This window comes from Methylobacterium sp. 190mf (genome assembly GCF_900107945.1).
GTDB lineage: Bacteria > Pseudomonadota > Alphaproteobacteria > Rhizobiales > Beijerinckiaceae > Methylobacterium.
Genome location: NZ_FNVI01000007.1, coordinates 1 through 17,579 on the forward strand (window position 1 = coordinate 1; position 17,579 = coordinate 17,579).

Here is a 17,579-nt window from a genome sequence, read left to right on the forward strand (position 1 = left end):
AGGGTCGGCCCAGAGGCGGGTCGGCGCGGGGGCATTTCCTCACCCCGCCGGGCACAGTGCCGCCCGGTCTCACGCCCGCATCCGAGGCACGCCCCGCACCGGTCCGCCGCCCGGGGCGATGGCGGCTGAGAGCCACCGACGCGGGCGCCGCCCCGTCCCCGGACCCGCACGGTCAGCCACCGGGCGGGCCCCCGAAGGACGCCCCGGGATCGCTCCCGGGCCGCCGCGGACAGGTGCGGTCAGGAAGCACAAAATAGGAACATTGTCAAGGAAAACTGAGCCGCGCCCCGGTCGACGCCCCTCTCCGTCATCGCGAGCGCAGCGAAGCGACCCAGGGCCGCGCGACGTCGTTGAGCGGGGCGCGACCCTGGCCCGCTCCGCTCCGCTCGCAAGGACGTCGGTGCCGAGAAGCCATCGGCCGTAATTCCAGGGCCGGGGCTGGAAGACGGCCCCGTCCGGCGACATGCTGGCGCGGCGCCTCCCCCGCACGGACAGGGGGCGCCCGGACACTCGGAACAGGGACACCCGCATGGCCGCGCGCCTCGCCCTCCTCGGCCTCGGCGCGATGGGGCACCCCATCGCCCGCAACCTCGCGGCCAAGCGGGGCTCCGACGCCGAGACGCTCGTCGCGATCGACACCGACCCGGCGCGCCTCGCCGGCCTCGCCGCGCCGGGCCTCGTCGCCACCACCGATCCCGGGCAGGCCGCCGGCGCCGACGTGCTGTTCCTGTGCCTGCCGAACGGCGACGCCGTCGAGGCGGCCCTCCTCGGGGACGGCGCCCTGGCGGAGCGCCTCGCCCCGGGGGCGGTCGTGGTCGACCTCAGCACCATCGCGCACGCCAAGGCCCTCACGGTCGGCCGCGCCGTGGCGGCGACCGGGCGCGCCTTCGTCGACGCGCCCGTCTCCGGCGCGCCGGCCGGCGCCGAGGCCGGGACGCTCACCGTGATGTGCGGCGGCGCGGCCGGGGCGGTCGCGCGGGTGCGCCCGCTCCTGGAGCGGATCGGCACGACAATCCTGCACATGGGCCCGGCCGGGTCCGGCCAGCTCACCAAGACGATCAACAACGTGCTCTACGACATCAACATCGCGGCGCTGGCCGAGGTGCTGCCGATGGCCGTCGCCATGGGGCTCGACCCGGATCAGGTCGCCCAGGTGGTCACGACGGGCACGAGCCAGAGCTACGCGGCGCAGTACTTCGTGCCGCGGATCCTCCGGGGTCAGTTCGACGAGGGCTACCCGATGGGGGCGGCCTACAAGGACCTCGTCGCCGCCGCGGCGGTCGCGGCGGAGAACGGCTTCCCGATGCCGGTCACGGCGGCCGCCACCGCCACCTACCAGACCGCCCTGCGCCAGGGCCACGGCGACCGGGACAAGGGCGCCATGGTGCTGCCGTTCGAGGACCTGCTCGGGGTCCGTGTGCGGTCGCGGCCGTAGGGGCCGGCCGTAGCGGCCATCGGGCGGTCGATCCCGACCGGCCCGCCCGCGCCCTGGATCTTACGGCAGCTCGAGCACGTCCCTCAGCGGCACGACCGCCAGGACCTGCCCCGACGCGTCGGCGATCTCGAAGACCTGCCCGGCCAGCACCGCGCCGTCGACCCGCTGGATCTCCAAGAGCGCCCGGGCGGAGCGCTCGGCCTCGGTGCGGGCGGCGTCGAGGTCGGGCAGGTCGGCGCCGTCGAGATCCTCGACCAGCCACTGACCGTCCCGGATGTGCAGGTAGAAGTGCGGCATAACCGCAGAACCGCGCTTACCGCCTCCGGTTGCGTCCCGGCCGCGTTGCGCGGACCGCGTGTGGCCTTTCGGTCACTCCGCGGCCTCGGTCTCCGGCACGGCGGCGTGGCCCGTCCGGGGCGGGAGCACCGGCGCGTCGGCGCGCTGGAGCACCTCCAGGGCGGCGTCGGCCTCCCGCTGGCGGTCCCAGAGCGCCGCGTAGACGCCCCCGGCCTCCAGCAACGCGGCGTGGGTGCCGCGCTCGACGATGCGGCCCTGGTCGAGGACCAGGATCGCGTCGGCGTTGACCACCGTCGACAGCCGGTGGGCGATCACCAGGGTGGTCCGGCCGCGGCTGACCCGGTCGAGCGCCGCCTGGATCTCGGCCTCCGTGAAGGAGTCGAGCGCCGAGGTCGCCTCGTCGAGGACCAGGATCGGCGGCGCCTTGAGGATCGTGCGGGCGATGGCGACCCGCTGCTTCTCGCCGCCCGAGAGCTTCAGGCCGCGCTCGCCCACCGGGGTGTCGTAGCCCTCCGGCAGCCCCGAGACGAAGCGGTCGATCTGGGCGAGGCGGGCCGCCTCCCGCAGCTCCGCGTCGGTGGCGTCGGCCCGGCCGTAGCGGATGTTGTAGCCGATCGTGTCGTTGAACAGCACCGTGTCCTGCGGGACCATGCCGATCGCCGCCCGGAGCGACGCCTGCGTCACCGCGGCGATGTCCTGCCCGTCGACGCTGATCCGGCCCCCTTGCGGCTCGTAGAACCGGAACAGCAGGCGCGAGAGCGTCGACTTGCCGGCGCCCGAGGGCCCGACCACCGCCACCGTCTGGCCCGCCGGGATCTCGAAGGTGACGCCGCGCAGGATCGGCCGCTCGGGATTGTAGGCGAAGCGCACGTCCTCGAACCGCACCGTGCCGCCCGCGACCGCGAGCGGGGCGGCGCCCGGCCGGTCGGCGATCTCGGGGTTCTGCCCGAGGATGCGGAACATGTCGTCGATGTCGATCAGCGCCTGTTTGATCTCGCGGTAGATCATGCCCATGAAGTTGAGCGGCATCGCGAGCTGCACCAGCATGGTGTTGGCGAGCACGAAGCCGCCGATCGTGGTGCGCCCGGCCAGGATGTCGCGCGCCGCGAGCCACATCACCACGGTCATGCCGAGCGTGAAGATCACCGCCTGCCCGGCATTGAGCACCGCCAGCGACACGTAGGTCTGCGTCGAGGCCTTCTCGTACTTGGCCATCGACTCGTCGTAGCGGCCGGCCTCCCGGGCTTCCGCGCCGAAATACTTCACCGTCTCGTAGTTGAGCAGCGAGTCGACCGCCTTGGTGTTGGCGTCGGTGTCGGAGGCGTTCATCCGGCGGCGGATCGCGATCCGCCACTCGGTCGCCTTGTAGGTGAAGGCCAGGTAGGCGGCGACCGTCAGGAACGCGGTCAGCGCGTAGGTCCAGTTGAACTCGTAGGCCAGCACGCCGAGCACCAGCACGAACTCGACGATGGTCGGCACCAGGGTCAGCACCATCAGGCGCGACAGCTCCTCGATGCCGGCGCGTCCGCGCTCCAGCACCCGGGTCAGGCCGCCGGTCTTGCGCTCTAGGTGGAAGCGCAGGGACAGGCGGTGCATGTGCTCGAAGGTCTGGAGCGCCAGCCGCCGCACCGCGTGCATCGCCACCTTGGCGAACAGCCCGTCGCGCACCTGCGTCAGCGCCGACATGGCGATCCGCGAGAGGCCGTAGAGGGCGATCAGCAGCATCGGCGCGGCGAGGAGGCCGGTCGGCACGGCCTCGTCCTTGCCGCCGACCGCGGCGACCAGCGCGTCGGTGATCCACTTGAAGGTGAACGGCGTCACCATGGTCACCAGCTTGGCGGCGAGCAGCAGGCCGAAGGCCAGGAAGACCCGGCGCTGAAGGTCGGGCCGGCCGTGGGGCCAGAGATGCGGCCAGAGCCGCCGGTAGGTGGCGATCAGGCCGGGGCGCTCGGCCGGGATCGGCGTCCCGGCCGCGGGCGCGGTGTTGTCGGTCATGAAGGGTTCTGCGGGGCGGGATGTCCTGGTCCCGCATATAGGCCCGCTGCCGCGCCGGAGCACCCGCGCTGCGTGCAGGCCCCCGCCTCACGCCCGCCAGAACGGCTTCGCGACCTCGGCGCGCAGGTCCCAGGGCTCGAGGCCGGCGTCCCGGGCCTGGTCGGGGTGGAGCGCCGCCAGGGCGCGGCGGGTGCGGATCCGCTGCAGCCACGTGCGGAGCAGGGACGGGCGCGCGGTCGGACGCGTGACGGCGGGCGAGGAGGACAGGGTGACGGCTTGCATCGCAGACGATCCGGTGGCGGGAAGGCAGTCCGGCCGGGATTGCTGGCGGAGCATTGATCCGATACAAAGATCGGATCAATCGAAACATTGACCTCGGAGCAATTATGCGCCCCGCGGATTACCGCACCGTCGCCGACGCGATCGCGGCCGACATCGCGGTGGGCCGGCTGCGCCCCGGCGCGCGGCTGCCGCCGCAGCGCGACTTCGCCTACGCGCGGGGCATCGCGGTCTCGACGGCGAGCCGGGTCTACGCCGAGCTGGCCCGCCGGGGGCTGGTGACCGGCGAGGTCGGGCGCGGGACCTACGTCCGCAGCGAGCCGGGGCGCGCCGGGTTGCTCCGCCCGGAGCCGCCCCCGGCCGCCCTCGACCTGCAGCGGACCCACTCGCGCCTGCCCGAGCAGGAGGTGGTCCTGGCCGAGACCCTGGCGGCGCTCGCCCGCGACGACGGCCAGATCGGCTTCACCCAGTACGGGCCCGCGGGCACGCCCTCGGCGCAGGCGATCGCCGCCGGGTTCCTGGCGCGGGCGGGCTACGCCCCCGATCCCGCCGACATCCTGTTCACCGGCAACGGCCGGCAGGCGCTGGCCGCCGCCCTGGCGGCCCTGGCGGCGCCCGGCGAGCGGATCGGCTGCGAGCCCCTGACCTATCCCGGGGTGAAGGGCATCGCGGCGCGGCTCGGGATCACGCTGATCCCGCTCGCCATGGACGCGGAGGGCGTCTGCCCCGAGGCGCTGCTCCAGGCCCACCGCGCGACCCCGCTGAGCGGCGTCTATCTCCAGCCGACCCTGCACAACCCCCTCGGCGCCACGATGGGGCCGGCGCGCCGGGCCGCCCTGGCGGAGGTGCTGGAGCGGACCGGGCTCACCGCCGTCGAGGACGCGGTCTACAGCTTCCTCGCCGAGGCGCCGCCGCTCGCCGGCCTCGCGCCGGACCGGGTGATCTTCGTGGACAGCCTGTCGAAGCGGGTGATGCCGGCGCTGACCGTCGGCCTGATCGCCGCGCCGCCTGCCCTCACCGACCGGCTCGCCGCCTCCGTCCGCCAGGGCGCCTGGACGGTGCTCGGCCTGTCGCTCGCGGCCGGCATGCACTGGATGGCGGGGGGCTCGGCGGCGGCGCTGGCCGAGGCCAAGCGCCGGGACGCCGCGGCCCGGCAGGCCCTCGCCCGGGCCGCGCTCGCCGACCTGCGGGTCGTGGGCGATCCGCAGGCCTACCACCTCTGGCTGGAACTGCCCGAGACGTGGCGGGCCGAGGCCTACGCGGCCGCGGCCCTGCGCCAGGGCATCGCCCTCTTGCCGGCCTCGTCCTTCGCGGTCCATCCCGGCCACGCGCCGAACGCGGTGCGCCTCGCCCTGGCCTCGCCGTCGCGGGAGGAGCTCGACCGGGCGCTGCGCGGCCTGCGCCGGCTGGCTTTCGCGGGCGACGACCAAGTGGTGGAGTAGGCGGCGCCGCTCAGCCGCGCTTGTCTGTGGGCAGCACGAAGATCTGGCCCGGGTAGATCAGGTCCGGATCGCGGATCTGGTTCTGGTTGGCGTCGTAGATCACCGTGTAGCGCTCGCCGCGGCCGTAGGTGCGCTGGCTGATCCGCCAGAGGTTGTCGCCGCGGGTGATCCGGGCGGTGCTGATCTCCGGCACGAACACCGCGCCGACCCGGTCCGGCTCCGCCATGTCGGCCGCCTGGGGGTTCGAGACGGCGGCCGGCGGCGAGGCCGCGGCCGGCCGGTCCCGGTCGGCACCGTCGCGCGCGGCCTGATCGGGGCCGGCGCGATCCCGCGCGCCGCTCTGGGCGGGCGACGGTCCGGACTCGGCGGTCTCCCGGGCGGCGACCTGCGTCGGCTCCGGCACCGACAGGGGGACCGCGGCGCGGCTGGCGACCTTGCCGGTGGCCGGATCGACCTGGTCGATCCGCACCTGGTACTGCCCGGGCTTGATCCCGCGCCCGATCGTGAAGGTCGCCCGGCCGTCCGGCCCGATGCTGCCCGGGGCGATCATCGTGTCGTTGAGGTAGAGCTGGATCCGCGCCCCCGGCGTGCCGGTGGCCGTCACGAACAGGCGGCCGTTCCCCTGCACGTCCACGCTGGCGATCCGGGTCGGCCCCGCCCCGGACGCCGCGGCCTCGCGGGTCTCCCCGCTCCCGGCCGGCCGGCCGGCCCGCGCCGCGTCGGCGTCCCGGGTACCCGGCTCGGAAGCCGGACCGGAGGATCTGGCGCCGCCCTTCGCGTCGGCCGTCGCGCCCGGCGCGCCGGGCTGCGACAGCACGACGGTCGCGGCGTCCGGGGCGGTCAGGGCCACGAGGGGCTGGCGGTCCCGGCCGGGGGCCACGTCCACCGCGACGCTCTGCTGCGACTCGGACGCGCGCCCGTCCGCGCCGGTCATGCGCAGGCGGAGCGTGCTGGCGCCCGTCGGCAGGGCCGGCGGCACGATCGCGAACTGACCGTTGGAATCGGCCTTCGCCCGGGCCACGGGCTTGCCGTCGACCAGCATCTCGATCGCGGCGTCCGGCGCGCCGCGGCCGGCCACCACGGCGTCGCCGTTCGGCTCGACGCGGACGATGTCGAAGCGCGGCGCCTCAGCCGCATCCGGCAGGCGCGCGTCCTGGCCCGGACCGGCCTGCTGCGCCCCGGCGGTGCCGGCCTGCGGCGCCCCGGGGGTGCCGGCGCGGGGGGCCTGCGGGAGCGCCGCCACGGGGCCCTCCCCCGGCGCCGGGCTCGCCCGGCCCGGCTTGTCGTCGCGGAAGTCGATCGTCGGGTCGGCGCGGCCGGCCAGGGCGCCCGGATCGGCGAGGCTGCGCAGGCTGCCGCTCGGCGCCGACGACGCGGACGGCTCGGGACCACCGCGGCCGGTGAGCCGCCGCAAGGAGTCGCCGCCGAACAGCGCCAGCACGAGTCCCAGTCCGCCGAGAAGGCCGGCCAGCGCCAGGGCGAGACTGCGCCGCACCTGTCTCGACATCGCCACGAAGGCCTCCCCTCATCCTGCCGCCGCCCGGCGGGCGGCCGTCCGCCCGCGCGAAAAGCCGTCGACGGCGCCGCCCATAATACCGTACATGGTCCCCACACCAAGCCGTCCTGCCGCCCAGGCGGGTGAATCCCACGCGAATTCAGCAGTTTGGCACGTGGAGTGCTGGGCGCGGGGCGCGATCTGGACGGCTCGCAACGGACGCGCGAGGAGGACGCCGGATGGCTCCGGTGAGGACAGTCTGTGTCTATTGCGGCTCCGGCTTCGGCCGCGACCCGGCCTTCCGCGAGGCCGCCGAGATCCTCGGGACCGCGGTCGCGCAGGCCGGGATGGGCCTCGTCTACGGCGGCGGCGATGTCGGGCTGATGGGCACGGTGGCGCGGGCGGCGCTCGCCGCCGGCGGCCACGTCACCGGCATCATCCCGGACTTCCTCCAGGCGCGCGAGCACATGCTGGCGGACATCCAGGAGACCGTGGTGGTCTCCGACATGCACACCCGCAAGCGCCTGATGTTCGAGCGCTCGGACGCGTTCGTGACCCTGCCGGGCGGCATCGGCACCCTGGAGGAGCTGGTCGAGCAGCTGACCTGGGCGCAGCTCGGGCGCCACCGGAAGCCGGTGGTGCTGGTCTCGGTGGCGGAGTTCTGGGCGCCGCTGCTGGCCCTGTTCGAGCACATGCGCGGCCACGGCTTCATCCGCGAGGGCCTGGACCTGAGCTACCTCGTCGCGCGCGAGGCGGCCGAGGTGGTGCCGATGCTCCGCGCGGCCGGCCACGAGCCGGACCCCCAGGCCGAGAGCATCGTCCAGCAGCGCATGTAGGTGCGCGCGCCGCGCGGCGATGAGGATCACGAGGATGCGTGCGTCGATGCGTGCTTCACTGCTCGCGGCCCTGCCGCTCGCCGGCCTCGCCTCCGCGGCGGCGGCCGGCCCGTCGCCGGTCCTGCAGACCCTGGACTACGCCAACACCCGCTACTCGGCCCTCGACCAGATCGACGCCGGCAATGTCGGGCGCCTGAAGGTCGCCTGGACCTTCTCCACCGGCGTCCTGCGCGGCCACGAGGGTGCGCCGATCGTGGTCGGACACCTGATGTTCGTGCACACGCCGTTCCCCAACGTGGTCTACGGCCTCGACCTCGACCGGGGCGGGAGGATCCTGTGGCGCTACGCACCGCGGCAGGACGCGAGCGTCATCGCCGTGATGTGCTGCGACACGGTCTCCCGGGGGCTCGCCTACGCGGACGGGCGGTTGTTCCTCCAGCTGGCCGACACCACCGTGGTGGCGCTCGACCCCGAGACCGGCCGGGTGCTGTGGTCGGTGAGGAACGGCGACCCGGGCCGGGGCGAGACCAACACCGCCACGGTCCTGCCGGTGCGCGGCAAGCTCATCGTCGGGCTCGCGGGCGGCGAGTACGGGGCGCGCTGCCACGTGACGGCCTACGACCAGGCGACGGGCCGGCGGCTCTGGCGCGCCTACGCCACCGGGCCGGACGCCGACATGCTGGTCGATCCGGAGAGGACCACCGCGCTCGGGCGCCCGGTCGGCCGCGATTCCTCGCTCAAGAGCTGGGAGGGCGACCAGTGGCGGACCGGCGGCGCCTGCAGCTGGGGCTGGTTCTCCTACGATCCGGACCTGAACCTCGTCTATTACGGCACCGGCAATCCCTCGACCTGGAACCCGAACCAGCGCCCGGGCGACAACCGATGGGCGCAGGCGATCATCGCCCGCGACGCCGATACGGGCATCGCCCGCTGGGTCTACCAGATGACCCCCCACGACCAGTGGGACTACGACGGCGTCAACGAGATGATCCTCACCGAGCAGGTGATCGACGGCCGCGCCCGGAAGGTGCTGACTCATTTCGACCGCAACGGCTTCGGCTACACGCTGGACCGGGCCACCGGCGCGCTGCTGGTGGCGGAGAAGTTCGACCCCACGGTGAACTGGGCCAGCCGGATCAGCGTGGATCCCGCCGCGCCCGATTACGGAAAGCCGGTGGTCGACAAGCGCTACGCCCCCGGCGAGGCCGACGAGGACGAAGCAACCAAAAATATCTGTCCCGGGGCGCTCGGTGCCAAGAACCAGCAGCCGGCCGCCTACTCGGCCAAGACGCGGCTGTTCTACGTGCCGACCAACCACATGTGCATGGATTACGAGGCGTTCCGGGTCACCTACACGCCCGGCCAGCCCTATGTCGGCGCGACGCTCACCCTGCACCCGCCCGAGGGCTCGGACCGGACCGGGGCGTTCATCGCCTGGGACGGCGCGAAGGGCCGGATCGCCTGGACGATCCCGGAGCCGTTCTCGGTCTGGTCGGGGGCGCTCGCCACGGCGGGCAACGTGGTCTTCTACGGCACGCTGGAGGGCTACCTGAAGGCGGTCGATGCCCGGGACGGGCACGAGCTGTACCGGTTCAAGACCCCGTCCGGGATCGTCGGCAACGTCACCACCTACCTGCACGGCGGCAAGCAGTACGTCGCGGTGCTGTCCGGGGTCGGCGGCTGGGCCGGGATCGGCCTGGCGGCCGGGCTGACCGACCCCGCGGACGGTTCGGGGGCGGTGGGGGGCTACGCGGCCCTGTCGCAGTACACGGCGCCGGGCGGGCAGCTCACGGTGTTCGAACTGCCGCAGTGAGCCGCCCCGGCGGCGTCCGCACGCGCCGCCGGGCGATTCGCACGGCATCTCCCCGACCTTCCGAGGCGCTCCCGCGCCGGGTCTGGCTGGACGCATCCCGGGCCACCTCTCCTGTCCCGCATGACCCCGTCACCGGCGCCGGTGGCCGGCCTCGGGCGGGCCTATCCAGATGCGGCCGCGCCGCTCACGGCGATCGATGACCGGTCAGAAGTGCTGTTCGGGCAAATTCAGAAGTAAAAATTCCAATTTCTCAAACATAGCTATAAGAAATAAGCCGCCTCACAGAGTGTTGCTCAGAGGATACGAATCGAAAATGCGTCCGATTTTGAACGAACTATGACGATCTGACCTCGATGATCTTGGATATGGGGCGCGCGACCGGCCGGACGGGGCGGTGTCGGGGAGCGCGTCATGACACGAGGATATGGGGTCTCACTCGCCGCGCTGGCGGTCGTGCTGCTCGGTCCGGGCGCCCAGGCGCAGACGGCCGGCAACGGCGTCGACATCCTGTCGGGTTTCCGGCGGATCTGGATCCCCGGACGGACCTACGACACCGGATCGCCCACGGCGCTCGGGGCGCCCCTCCTGCTGCGCAACATCCAGATCGTCGCCGAGCGGGCGCGGGAGCGGACCGGCGCGCAGGAGATCGCCGCCTATTACGACGACCGCCGCAACCAGAGCTACAGCGTCATCGACGGCCTCGGGCCGCTGACGCGGGCCTATCTGGCGGGATCGGGGGCGACCACCACGATCCCGGCCTTCGACGCGACCACGTCGCGCGTGCAGTACGTTGACCAGGGGACCGGTGCCGGCGTGACGACGTCGCCCCTCGGGAAGGTCGTGCAGCTGGTCAACGCGTTCCGGACCAACGCCTCCACCGGCCCGGCCAAGGACGCCTACAGCTATCCGCGCCCCTGGCGGCAGAGCCTGGACGGCCAGAGCCTCGGCCTCGTCGTGCCGCCCTCCCTTGGGCCGGAGAAGAGCCCGACCCCCGCGACGGATGGCGGCTTCCCGAGCGGCCACACCAACGCCGCCTATCTCTCGGCCCTCGCCCTGGCCTACGCGGTCCCGCAGCGTTTCCAGGAACTGCTCACCCGCGCGAGCGAGCTCGGCGACAACCGGATCGAGGCGGGCATGCACTCGCCCACCGACGTGATCGGCGGCCGCGTGCTGGCGACCTACTTCGCCATCCGGGCACTCAACGATCCCGCGAACGCGGCCCTGCTGGGCGAGGCCTTCGCGCAGGCGCAGAGCTACCTGAGCCAGGCCTGCGGCGGCCCGCTGGAGCGGTGCGCCCACGCGCCCGTGGATCCGGCCACCGACCGGTTCTCCGATTACGCGCGCAACAAGGCCGCCTACACGGCGCGCCTGACCTACGGCCTGCCACCGGTCGGGCCCACGGACCGTCCGCCGGTGGTCCCGGCGGGTGCCGAGGCGCTGCTCGCGACCCGCTTTCCCTACCTCACGGCGGCGCAGCGCCGCGACGTGATCGCGACCACGGAGCTGCCCTCCGGCGGCTTCCTCGACAACGGGCTGGGCTACGACCGCATCAACCTGTTCGCCGCCGCCGACGGCTACGGCGCCTTCAACGGCACGGTCACCGTCACGATGGACGCGGCCCGGGGCGGGTTCTCGGCCTACGACGTCTGGCGCAACGGCATCGGCGGCGCGGGCGGCCTCGTGAAGCTCGGCAGCGGGACGCTGGTCCTGACCGGCGCCAACACCTACGCGGGCGGTACGACGATCGGCGGCGGGACGCTCGTCGGCCATGCCGGCGCCTTCGGCACGGGCGCCATCGTCGACGACGCGGCGCTCGTCGTGGATCAATCGACCGACGGGACGCTGGCCAACGCCGTCTCGGGCTCCGGGACCCTCACCAAGACCGGGGCGGGCACCCTCACGCTCACCGGGCTCAGCACGCTGACGGGCGCCACCGCGGTGCAGGCCGGTCGGCTCGTCGTGAACGGCGGCCTCGCCCACTCGGTCGTGTCGGTGCTGCCGGGGGCCGAGCTCGGCGGCTCGGGCACGCTGGGCGGGATCGTCGCGCTCGCGGGCGCCACGGTGGCGCCGGGCAATTCCATCGGCACGCTCACGGTCGCCGGCAACGTCGGCTTGGCGCCGGGGTCGACCTACCGGGTCGAGGCCGACGCCGCCGGCCGGGCCGACCGGATCGCCGCCACCGGCACCGCCACCCTGTCGGGCGGCACCGTCCAGGTGCGCGCCGCCTCCGGCGCCTACAACCCGCGCACCACCTACACGATCCTCTCCGCCGCCGGCGGCGTCTCCGGCCGGTTCGCCGGCGTGACCGCGAACCTCGCCTTCCTCACCCCGGGCCTGCGCTACCGGACCGACGCGGTCGACCTGACGCTCACCCGCAACGACGTGCCCTTCGCCGCCAGCGCTACCTCGCGCAACGGCGCGGCCGCCGCCAACGCGATCCAGGCGATCGGCGCCGGCCGGCTCTACGACGCGGCGGTCGCCTTCACGGCCAACGAGGCCGGCAGCGGCTTCCGGGCGCTGGCCGGCGACATCCACGCCGGCACCGTGTCCACCGCCTACGAGACCGCCTTCTTCGTGCGCGAGGCGGTGCTCGACCGCCTGCGCTGGGGCGATCCCGGTGCCGGGCTCGACGCCGGCGCCCTGCCGGCCGCCGACGCGGCCGACCGGCCCGGCCGGGCCCCGGTGGTGGCGACTGTGCCGGTGCGCACCCTCGACCCGCAGGTGTTCGGGCTCTGGGGCCAGGGCCTCGGCGCCCTCGGCACGGCCGATGGCGGCGGCAACGCGTTCGACCTCGACCGGCAGATCGCCGGCTTCGCGGCCGGCGCGGACGTGCGGCTCCCCAGCGGGCTGCGCTTCGGCGCGGTCGGGGGCTACACGGAGGCCTTCCTCGACAGCGCCGGCCGGGCGGGCGGCGCAAGCCGGGCGGAGAGCGCGACGCTCAGGAGCGGGTTCGGCGGCCTGTACGGCGGCTACGAGCTCGGCCCGCTGTCGCTGCGGCTCGGCGCGCTCTACGCCGACACGGACGCGCGCACCCGCCGCGCGGTGCAGTACGGCCTGGCCGACACGCTGAGCGGGCACGGCGGCGGCTCCACGGTGCAGGGCTTCGGCGAGATCGGCTGGAGGATCGCGCTGGGCACGCCGGCGGCGCGCTTCGTCGAGCCGTTCGCGGGCGGGGCCTATGTCGGCATCCGGCGCGGCGCCTTCGCGGAGGCCGGGGGCGCGGCGGCGCTGGCGAGCTTCGCGCGGGACTACGACCTCGGCGCGGCGACGGTGGGCGTGCGGGCGCAGGCGCGCCTGGACCTGGGCCTCGGCCTGCCGGTGACGCTGCGCGGTCTCGTCGGCTACCGGCGCGCGTTCGGCGACGTCGTGCCGACGGCTCTGCTGGCCTTCGGGGCGGGCGGCCCGGCCTTCCTGAGCGCGGGCGTGCCGATCGCCCGGGACGCGCTGGTGGCGCAGGTGGGCCTGGACCTGGCGGTGGCGCCGGACGCGAGCCTGGGCGTGGCCTACACGGGCCAGACCGGAGCCCGCGCCCAGGACCAGGCCGTGACGGGCCGCTTCACCCTCCGGTTCTAGCGCGCGACGCCTGCGCGCCGACGAAGTCCACGAAGGCGCGCAGCGGCGCCGGCAGGTGCCGCCGGCCGGGATAGTACAGGAACGGGCCGGAGAAGACCTGCCACCAGGGCTCCAGCACCGGCTCCAGGGCGCCGCTGTCGAGATGCGGCCGCAGCCAGTCCTCGAACAGGTGGACGATCCCGGTGCCGGCGACCGCCGCCTCGACCGCGAGGTCACTGGCGGCGACCCGCACGATCAGCGGGCCGGACGGGTCCACCCGGACGATGGTGCCGTCGCGCTCGAACTCCCACGGCGCCGTCAGGGCGCCGCTGGGGAAGCGCCCGAGCAGGCAGGCGTGCTCCAGGAGATCCCGCGGATGGTCCGGCCGGCCGCGCTTCTCGAGATAGGCCGGGGCCGCCGCGGTGGCGAAGCGCTGCCGCCGCGGGCCGATCGGCACGGCGATCATGTCCTGCTCCAGCCGCTCGTCGTAGCGGATGCCGGCGTCGCAGCCCGCCGCCAGCACGTCCACGAACCCGTCCTCGACCACCACTTCCAGGCGGATCTCCGGGTAGGCCGCCAGGAAGGGCGGCACGAGGGCCGGCAGCACCAGCCGGGCAGCGCTCAGCGGCACGTTGAGCCGGAGCGTGCCCGCGGGACGGTCGCGGAACCCGTTCACCACGTCGAGGGCGGATTCCACCTCGGCGAGCGCCGGCCCGAGCCGCTCCAGCAGGCGGGCCCCCGCCTCGGTCGGCGCGACGCTGCGGGTGGTGCGGTTCAGGAGGCGTACGCCGAGCCCCGCCTCCAGCCGGCGCACCGCCTCGCTGAGGCTCGACGCGCTCCCGCCGCTCGCCCGGGCGCCGTCGCGAAAACCGCCGGCCCGCGCCACGGTCACGAAGGCGGCGAGGTCCGTGAGATCCTGGGACATCGTTCGGGAATCCGCACAGGCCGTGCCGATTGTCACGGCTTATCGACGCAAAAACGGGCGTCTACATCCGGGCCACCAACAGGAGATTTGCCATGACCGATCTCGCGCAGGCCGAGACCTTCCAACTCGGCGACCGCACCGTGAAGCGCCTGGGCTACGGGGCCATGCAGCTCGCCGGGCCGGGCGTGTTCGGGCCGCCCAAGGACCGCGCGGCCGCGGTCGCGGTGCTGCGCGCGGCCGTGGCGGCGGGGGTCGACCACATCGACACGAGCGACTTCTACGGGCCGCACGTCACCAACCAGATCATCCGCGAGGCGCTGCACCCCTATCCGGACGGGCTCGTGATCGTCACCAAGGTCGGCGCCGAGCGCGGGGCCGACGCCTCGTGGAACCCGGCCTTCTCGGCCGAGGACCTCACCCGGGCGGTCCACGACAACCTGCGCAACCTCGGCGTCGACGCCCTCGACGTGGTCAACCTGCGCCTGATGTTCGACGTCCACGGCCCCGCGGAAGGCTCGATCGAGGCGCCGCTGACGGTGCTGGCGGATCTCCAGCGCCAGGGGCTGATCCGCCGGATCGGCCTGAGCAACGCGACGCCCCGGCAGGTCGCGGACGGGCGGCGGATCACCGACATCGTCTGCGTGCAGAACCAGTACAATCTCGCCCATCGGGGCGACGACGCCTTCGTCGACGATCTGGCGGCGGCCGGGATCGCCTACGTGCCGTTCTTCCCCCTGGGCGGGTTCAGCCCGCTGCAGTCGGACACCCTGTCGGCGGTGGCGGCCGGGCTGGGCGCGACGCCCATGCAGGTGGCGCTGGCGTGGCTGCTGCGCCGGTCGCCCAACATCCTGCTGATCCCGGGGACGTCGTCCCTCGGCCACCTCCGCGAGAACCTCGCGGCGGCCACGCTCGCGCTCCCGGATGAGGCGATGGCGGCGCTGGATCGGATCGGGGCGGCGTGAACGGTTTCCGTCCGGACGCTTCGGTTGGAGGCTCCCTCACCGTCACCACGAGCGCAGCGACGTGACCCAGGGCAGCGCGACGACGGTCGGCGTCGCGCCGTCTGGATCGCTTCGCTCCGCTCGCAAGGACGGCGGTGCGGAAAGGAGCGACCCGAGGCCTACTTCGCCGTCATGCCGGCCACCATCGGGCAGCCGCCCTCGCTCATCGGGCGGAAGGCCTGCTCGGCCGGGATCGTCTCCAGCACCTTGTAGAGATCCCACGCGCCCTTCGACTCGGACGGCGCCTTGGCCTCGAACAGGTACATCGGGTGGATCTTGCGCCCGTCCGGCCGGATCGTGCCCTTGCCGAACAGCGGGTCGTCGGTCGGCATCTCCTTCATCTTGGCGACCACGGCGGCGCCGTCCTTGGCCGAGTGCAGGGCCGCCACCGCCTTCAGGTAGTGCAGCGTGCTGGCGTAGACGCCCGCCTGGTACGAGGTCGGCTTCTTGCCGGGCATGCGCTTCTCGAACCGCTCCGCGAAGGCCCGGGTGCCGTCGTTGAGGTCCCAGTAGAACGAGGCGGTGAAGGCGAGGCCCTGCGCCACGTCCAGGCCCAGCGAGTGGATGTCGGTGATGGCGATCAGCAGGGCGGCGAGCGTCTGGCCGCCCTGGCGGATGCCGAACTCGTGCGCCTGCTTGATGGCGTTGGCGGCGTCGAGCCCGGCATCGGCGAGCCCGATCACCTGCGCGCCCGAGGCCTGGGCCTGGAGCAGGAACGAGGAGAAGTCCGGGTTCGGGAACGGCGTGCGCACGCCGCCGACGACCTTGCCGCCGTTCTTCTCCACCACCGCCTTGGTGTCGCGCTCCAGGGCGAGGCCGAAGGCGTAGTCGGCGGTGATGAAGTACCAGGACTTGCCGCCACGCTTGAGGATGGCCTTGCCGGTGCCGTTGGCCAGCGCCGCGGTGTCGTAGGTCCAGTGCACGGTGTTGGGCGTGCAGGCCGGGCCGGTGAGGTCGGCGGTGCCGCCGCCCGAGTTGATGAACGCCTTGTTCTTCTCCTTGGTGATCTGCGCGATGGCGAGCGCCACCGAGGAGGTCGGCACGTCGAACACCGCGTCGACGCCGTCGCGGTCGTACCATTGCCGGGTGATCGAGGCGCCGACATCGGGCTTGTTCTGGTGGTCGGCGGCGACGACCTCGACCTTCAGCCCGTGTTCCTCCGGCTTGAAGTCCTCGACCGCCATGCGGGCGGCCACCACCGAGCCCTCGCCGGTGGAGTCGAAGTAGACGCCGGAGCGGTCGTTCAGCACGCCGATCTTCACCGGCACGAGGTCGGCCGCGAGCGCCGCGCCGGCGCCGAGCGCGCACAAGCTCCCGAGCAGCGCCGCGGCGCGGTGGCGGAGCGTCATGTCTCTCTCCCTGTCGTGTCCACCCGGCGGCGTTGATCGCCGCTCGGAATGTTTCCGAAGGCAGAGTATCCGCGGCGGTCCGCGGCTGGAACGGGTGCGCGTGAGGATGCCGGCGATCCGTCAGGGGCAGCCCTCGCGAGGTGCTGCCCCCGTCTTTGCGAGCGGAGCGAAGCAATCCAGCAGCACCACGCTCGCCGAGGTCGCGCTGCCCTGGGTCGCTTCGCTGCGCTCGCGATGACGGGGAGCGGCGGCGATCGGCCTCTCAACCGCCCCGCGGCGTCAATCCAAACATCGCCCGCGCCTGATCGGGCGTGGCCGGCTCCCGGTCGATGTGGGCCAGCAGGCTCACCGCCTTCTCCACCAGGGCGGCGTTGCTCGGCGCGAGCGTGCCTCGGGACAGGTACAGGTTGTCCTCCAGCCCGACGCGGACGTTGCCGCCCATGCCGGCGGCGACCGCGAGGATCGGGAACTCCTCCCGGCCGATGCCGAAGGCTGACCAGACCGCGTCCTCCGGCAGTCGGGCGCGCATCGCCACGAGGGCCTCCGGCGTCGCGGGCGCCCCCCAGGGGATGCCGAGGCAGATCTGGAACAGCGGCGGGCGCGCCAGATGCCCCTCGGCGATCAGGTGCCGGGCCAGCTCGATCTGGCCGAGATCGAACACCTCGATCTCGGGCTTCACGCCCGCGTCGCGGATGTGGCCCGCCATCGCCCGCAGGTGGCCGGGGGTGTTGAGGAACAGGTGCTCGCCGAAATTCATCGTGGCGATGTCGAGGGTGCAGATCTCCGGCCGCAGCGCCCCGACATGCCGGGTGCGGGCCTCCGGTCCCACGAAGGTCGTGCCCGGGCCGGCGACCGACGGGTTGGGGTCGCCCGGCACGAACCGGCCTCCCGCCCCCGTGGTCAGGTTGAGGATCACGGCGTCGTTCTTCTCGCGGATCCGCTCCACCACCTCGCGGTAATGGGCGAGCTCCATGCTCGGCGCGGCCGTCTCGGGGTCGCGGACGTGGATGTGGACCACGGCCGCCCCGGCGGCGGCGGCCTCGAGGGCTGACTGCGCGATGGCCTCCGGGCTCACCGGCACGGCCGGGTTCTTCCGCGGCGTGTCGAAGGAGCCCGTGAGGGCGCAGGTGATGACGGTCGTGCTCGCCATGTTTGTGCTC

At 73.7% G+C, this 17,579-nt stretch carries 13 protein-coding genes; 6 read left to right on the top strand and 7 right to left on the bottom strand.

Translation table 11 applies throughout. The features are described from left to right. Nucleotides 1-529: 529 nt before the first annotated feature. The gene (locus C4T42_RS09790) at nucleotides 530-1,435 is read left to right on the top strand and encodes an NAD(P)-dependent oxidoreductase (protein ID WP_020092367.1); all 906 of its coding nucleotides are present in this window, start codon (nucleotides 530-532) and stop codon (nucleotides 1,433-1,435) included. A 60-nt stretch (nucleotides 1,436-1,495) separates the two neighbouring features. On the opposite strand, the gene C4T42_RS09795 is transcribed toward C4T42_RS09790, so the two are convergent. The 3 genes from C4T42_RS09795 to C4T42_RS09805 form a co-directional block, all read right to left on the bottom strand. Continuing rightward, nucleotides 1,496-1,732 carry a hypothetical protein gene (locus C4T42_RS09795; protein ID WP_020092366.1) on the bottom strand — a complete coding sequence of 79 codons (237 nt, stop codon included), beginning with the start codon at nucleotides 1,730-1,732 and terminating at the stop codon, nucleotides 1,496-1,498. 72 nt (nucleotides 1,733-1,804) lie between these two features. Continuing rightward, nucleotides 1,805-3,727 carry an ABC transporter ATP-binding protein/permease gene (locus C4T42_RS09800; RefSeq protein ID WP_020092365.1) on the bottom strand — a complete coding sequence of 641 codons (1,923 nt, stop codon included), beginning with the start codon at nucleotides 3,725-3,727 and terminating at the stop codon, nucleotides 1,805-1,807. Between the two features lie 87 nt (nucleotides 3,728-3,814). Next, the gene (locus C4T42_RS09805) at nucleotides 3,815-4,009 is read right to left on the bottom strand and encodes a translation initiation factor IF-2 (protein ID WP_020092364.1); all 195 of its coding nucleotides are present in this window, start codon (nucleotides 4,007-4,009) and stop codon (nucleotides 3,815-3,817) included. 104 nt (nucleotides 4,010-4,113) lie between these two features. Between C4T42_RS09805 and C4T42_RS09810 the strand changes: the two genes are divergently transcribed. Next, nucleotides 4,114-5,448, top strand: coding sequence for a PLP-dependent aminotransferase family protein (locus C4T42_RS09810; protein ID WP_020092363.1), 1,335 nt, complete (start codon nucleotides 4,114-4,116; stop codon nucleotides 5,446-5,448). A gap of 10 nt (nucleotides 5,449-5,458) precedes the next feature. On the opposite strand, the gene C4T42_RS09815 is transcribed toward C4T42_RS09810, so the two are convergent. Continuing rightward, on the bottom strand, nucleotides 5,459-6,955 hold the full coding sequence (locus C4T42_RS09815; RefSeq protein WP_020092362.1) for an Ig-like domain-containing protein: 1,497 nt from the start codon (nucleotides 6,953-6,955) through the stop codon (nucleotides 5,459-5,461). A 227-nt stretch (nucleotides 6,956-7,182) separates the two neighbouring features. Between C4T42_RS09815 and C4T42_RS09820 the strand changes: the two genes are divergently transcribed. The 3 genes from C4T42_RS09820 (at nucleotide 7,183) to C4T42_RS09830 (ending at nucleotide 13,165) form a co-directional block, all read left to right on the top strand. Continuing rightward, entirely contained in the window at nucleotides 7,183-7,779 is a 597-nt protein-coding gene (locus C4T42_RS09820) for a TIGR00730 family Rossman fold protein (protein ID WP_020092361.1), read from the top strand. A 34-nt stretch (nucleotides 7,780-7,813) separates the two neighbouring features. Then, nucleotides 7,814-9,592, top strand: coding sequence for a methanol/ethanol family PQQ-dependent dehydrogenase (locus C4T42_RS09825; protein ID WP_020092360.1), 1,779 nt, complete (start codon nucleotides 7,814-7,816; stop codon nucleotides 9,590-9,592). Nucleotides 9,593-10,003: 411 nt separating this feature from the next. After that, nucleotides 10,004-13,165, top strand: a complete 3,162-nt coding sequence (locus C4T42_RS09830) for an autotransporter domain-containing protein (protein WP_026604797.1) — start codon at nucleotides 10,004-10,006, stop codon at nucleotides 13,163-13,165. Here C4T42_RS09830 and C4T42_RS09835 read toward each other — a convergent pair. Continuing rightward, entirely contained in the window at nucleotides 13,149-14,069 is a 921-nt protein-coding gene (locus C4T42_RS09835; protein ID WP_020092358.1) for a LysR family transcriptional regulator, read from the bottom strand. The genes C4T42_RS09830 and C4T42_RS09835 overlap by 17 nt on opposite strands. A 92-nt stretch (nucleotides 14,070-14,161) precedes the next feature. Here C4T42_RS09835 and C4T42_RS09840 point away from each other — a divergent pair, with 92 nt between their 5' ends. Continuing rightward, nucleotides 14,162-15,031, top strand: coding sequence for an aldo/keto reductase family oxidoreductase (locus C4T42_RS09840; RefSeq protein ID WP_020092357.1), 870 nt, complete (start codon nucleotides 14,162-14,164; stop codon nucleotides 15,029-15,031). Between the two features lie 158 nt (nucleotides 15,032-15,189). Here the strand turns inward: C4T42_RS09840 and C4T42_RS09845 are convergent, their stop codons facing one another. Then, entirely contained in the window at nucleotides 15,190-16,419 is a 1,230-nt protein-coding gene (locus C4T42_RS09845; protein WP_020092356.1) for an ABC transporter substrate-binding protein, read from the bottom strand. A gap of 262 nt (nucleotides 16,420-16,681) precedes the next feature. Next, nucleotides 16,682-17,569 carry a 3-keto-5-aminohexanoate cleavage protein gene (locus C4T42_RS09850; protein WP_020092355.1) on the bottom strand — a complete coding sequence of 296 codons (888 nt, stop codon included), beginning with the start codon at nucleotides 17,567-17,569 and terminating at the stop codon, nucleotides 16,682-16,684. Nucleotides 17,570-17,579 lie beyond the last annotated feature (10 nt).

What these genes read in the sequence shown, in the direction of transcription:
- C4T42_RS09790 (WP_020092367.1), top strand. Translation starts at nt 530, where the DNA reads ATGGCCGCGCGCCTCGCCCTCCTCGGCCTCGGCGCGATGGGGCACCCC.
- C4T42_RS09795 (WP_020092366.1), bottom strand. Translation starts at nt 1,732, where the DNA reads ATGCCGCACTTCTACCTGCACATCCGGGACGGTCAGTGGCTGGTCGAG.
- C4T42_RS09800 (WP_020092365.1), bottom strand. Translation starts at nt 3,727, where the DNA reads ATGACCGACAACACCGCGCCCGCGGCCGGGACGCCGATCCCGGCCGAG.
- C4T42_RS09805 (WP_020092364.1), bottom strand. Translation starts at nt 4,009, where the DNA reads ATGCAAGCCGTCACCCTGTCCTCCTCGCCCGCCGTCACGCGTCCGACC.
- C4T42_RS09810 (WP_020092363.1), top strand. Translation starts at nt 4,114, where the DNA reads ATGCGCCCCGCGGATTACCGCACCGTCGCCGACGCGATCGCGGCCGAC.
- C4T42_RS09815 (WP_020092362.1), bottom strand. Translation starts at nt 6,955, where the DNA reads ATGTCGAGACAGGTGCGGCGCAGTCTCGCCCTGGCGCTGGCCGGCCTT.
- C4T42_RS09820 (WP_020092361.1), top strand. Translation starts at nt 7,183, where the DNA reads ATGGCTCCGGTGAGGACAGTCTGTGTCTATTGCGGCTCCGGCTTCGGC.
- C4T42_RS09825 (WP_020092360.1), top strand. Translation starts at nt 7,814, where the DNA reads ATGCGTGCGTCGATGCGTGCTTCACTGCTCGCGGCCCTGCCGCTCGCC.
- C4T42_RS09830 (WP_026604797.1), top strand. Translation starts at nt 10,004, where the DNA reads ATGACACGAGGATATGGGGTCTCACTCGCCGCGCTGGCGGTCGTGCTG.
- C4T42_RS09835 (WP_020092358.1), bottom strand. Translation starts at nt 14,069, where the DNA reads ATGTCCCAGGATCTCACGGACCTCGCCGCCTTCGTGACCGTGGCGCGG.
- C4T42_RS09840 (WP_020092357.1), top strand. Translation starts at nt 14,162, where the DNA reads ATGACCGATCTCGCGCAGGCCGAGACCTTCCAACTCGGCGACCGCACC.
- C4T42_RS09845 (WP_020092356.1), bottom strand. Translation starts at nt 16,419, where the DNA reads ATGACGCTCCGCCACCGCGCCGCGGCGCTGCTCGGGAGCTTGTGCGCG.
- C4T42_RS09850 (WP_020092355.1), bottom strand. Translation starts at nt 17,569, where the DNA reads ATGGCGAGCACGACCGTCATCACCTGCGCCCTCACGGGCTCCTTCGAC.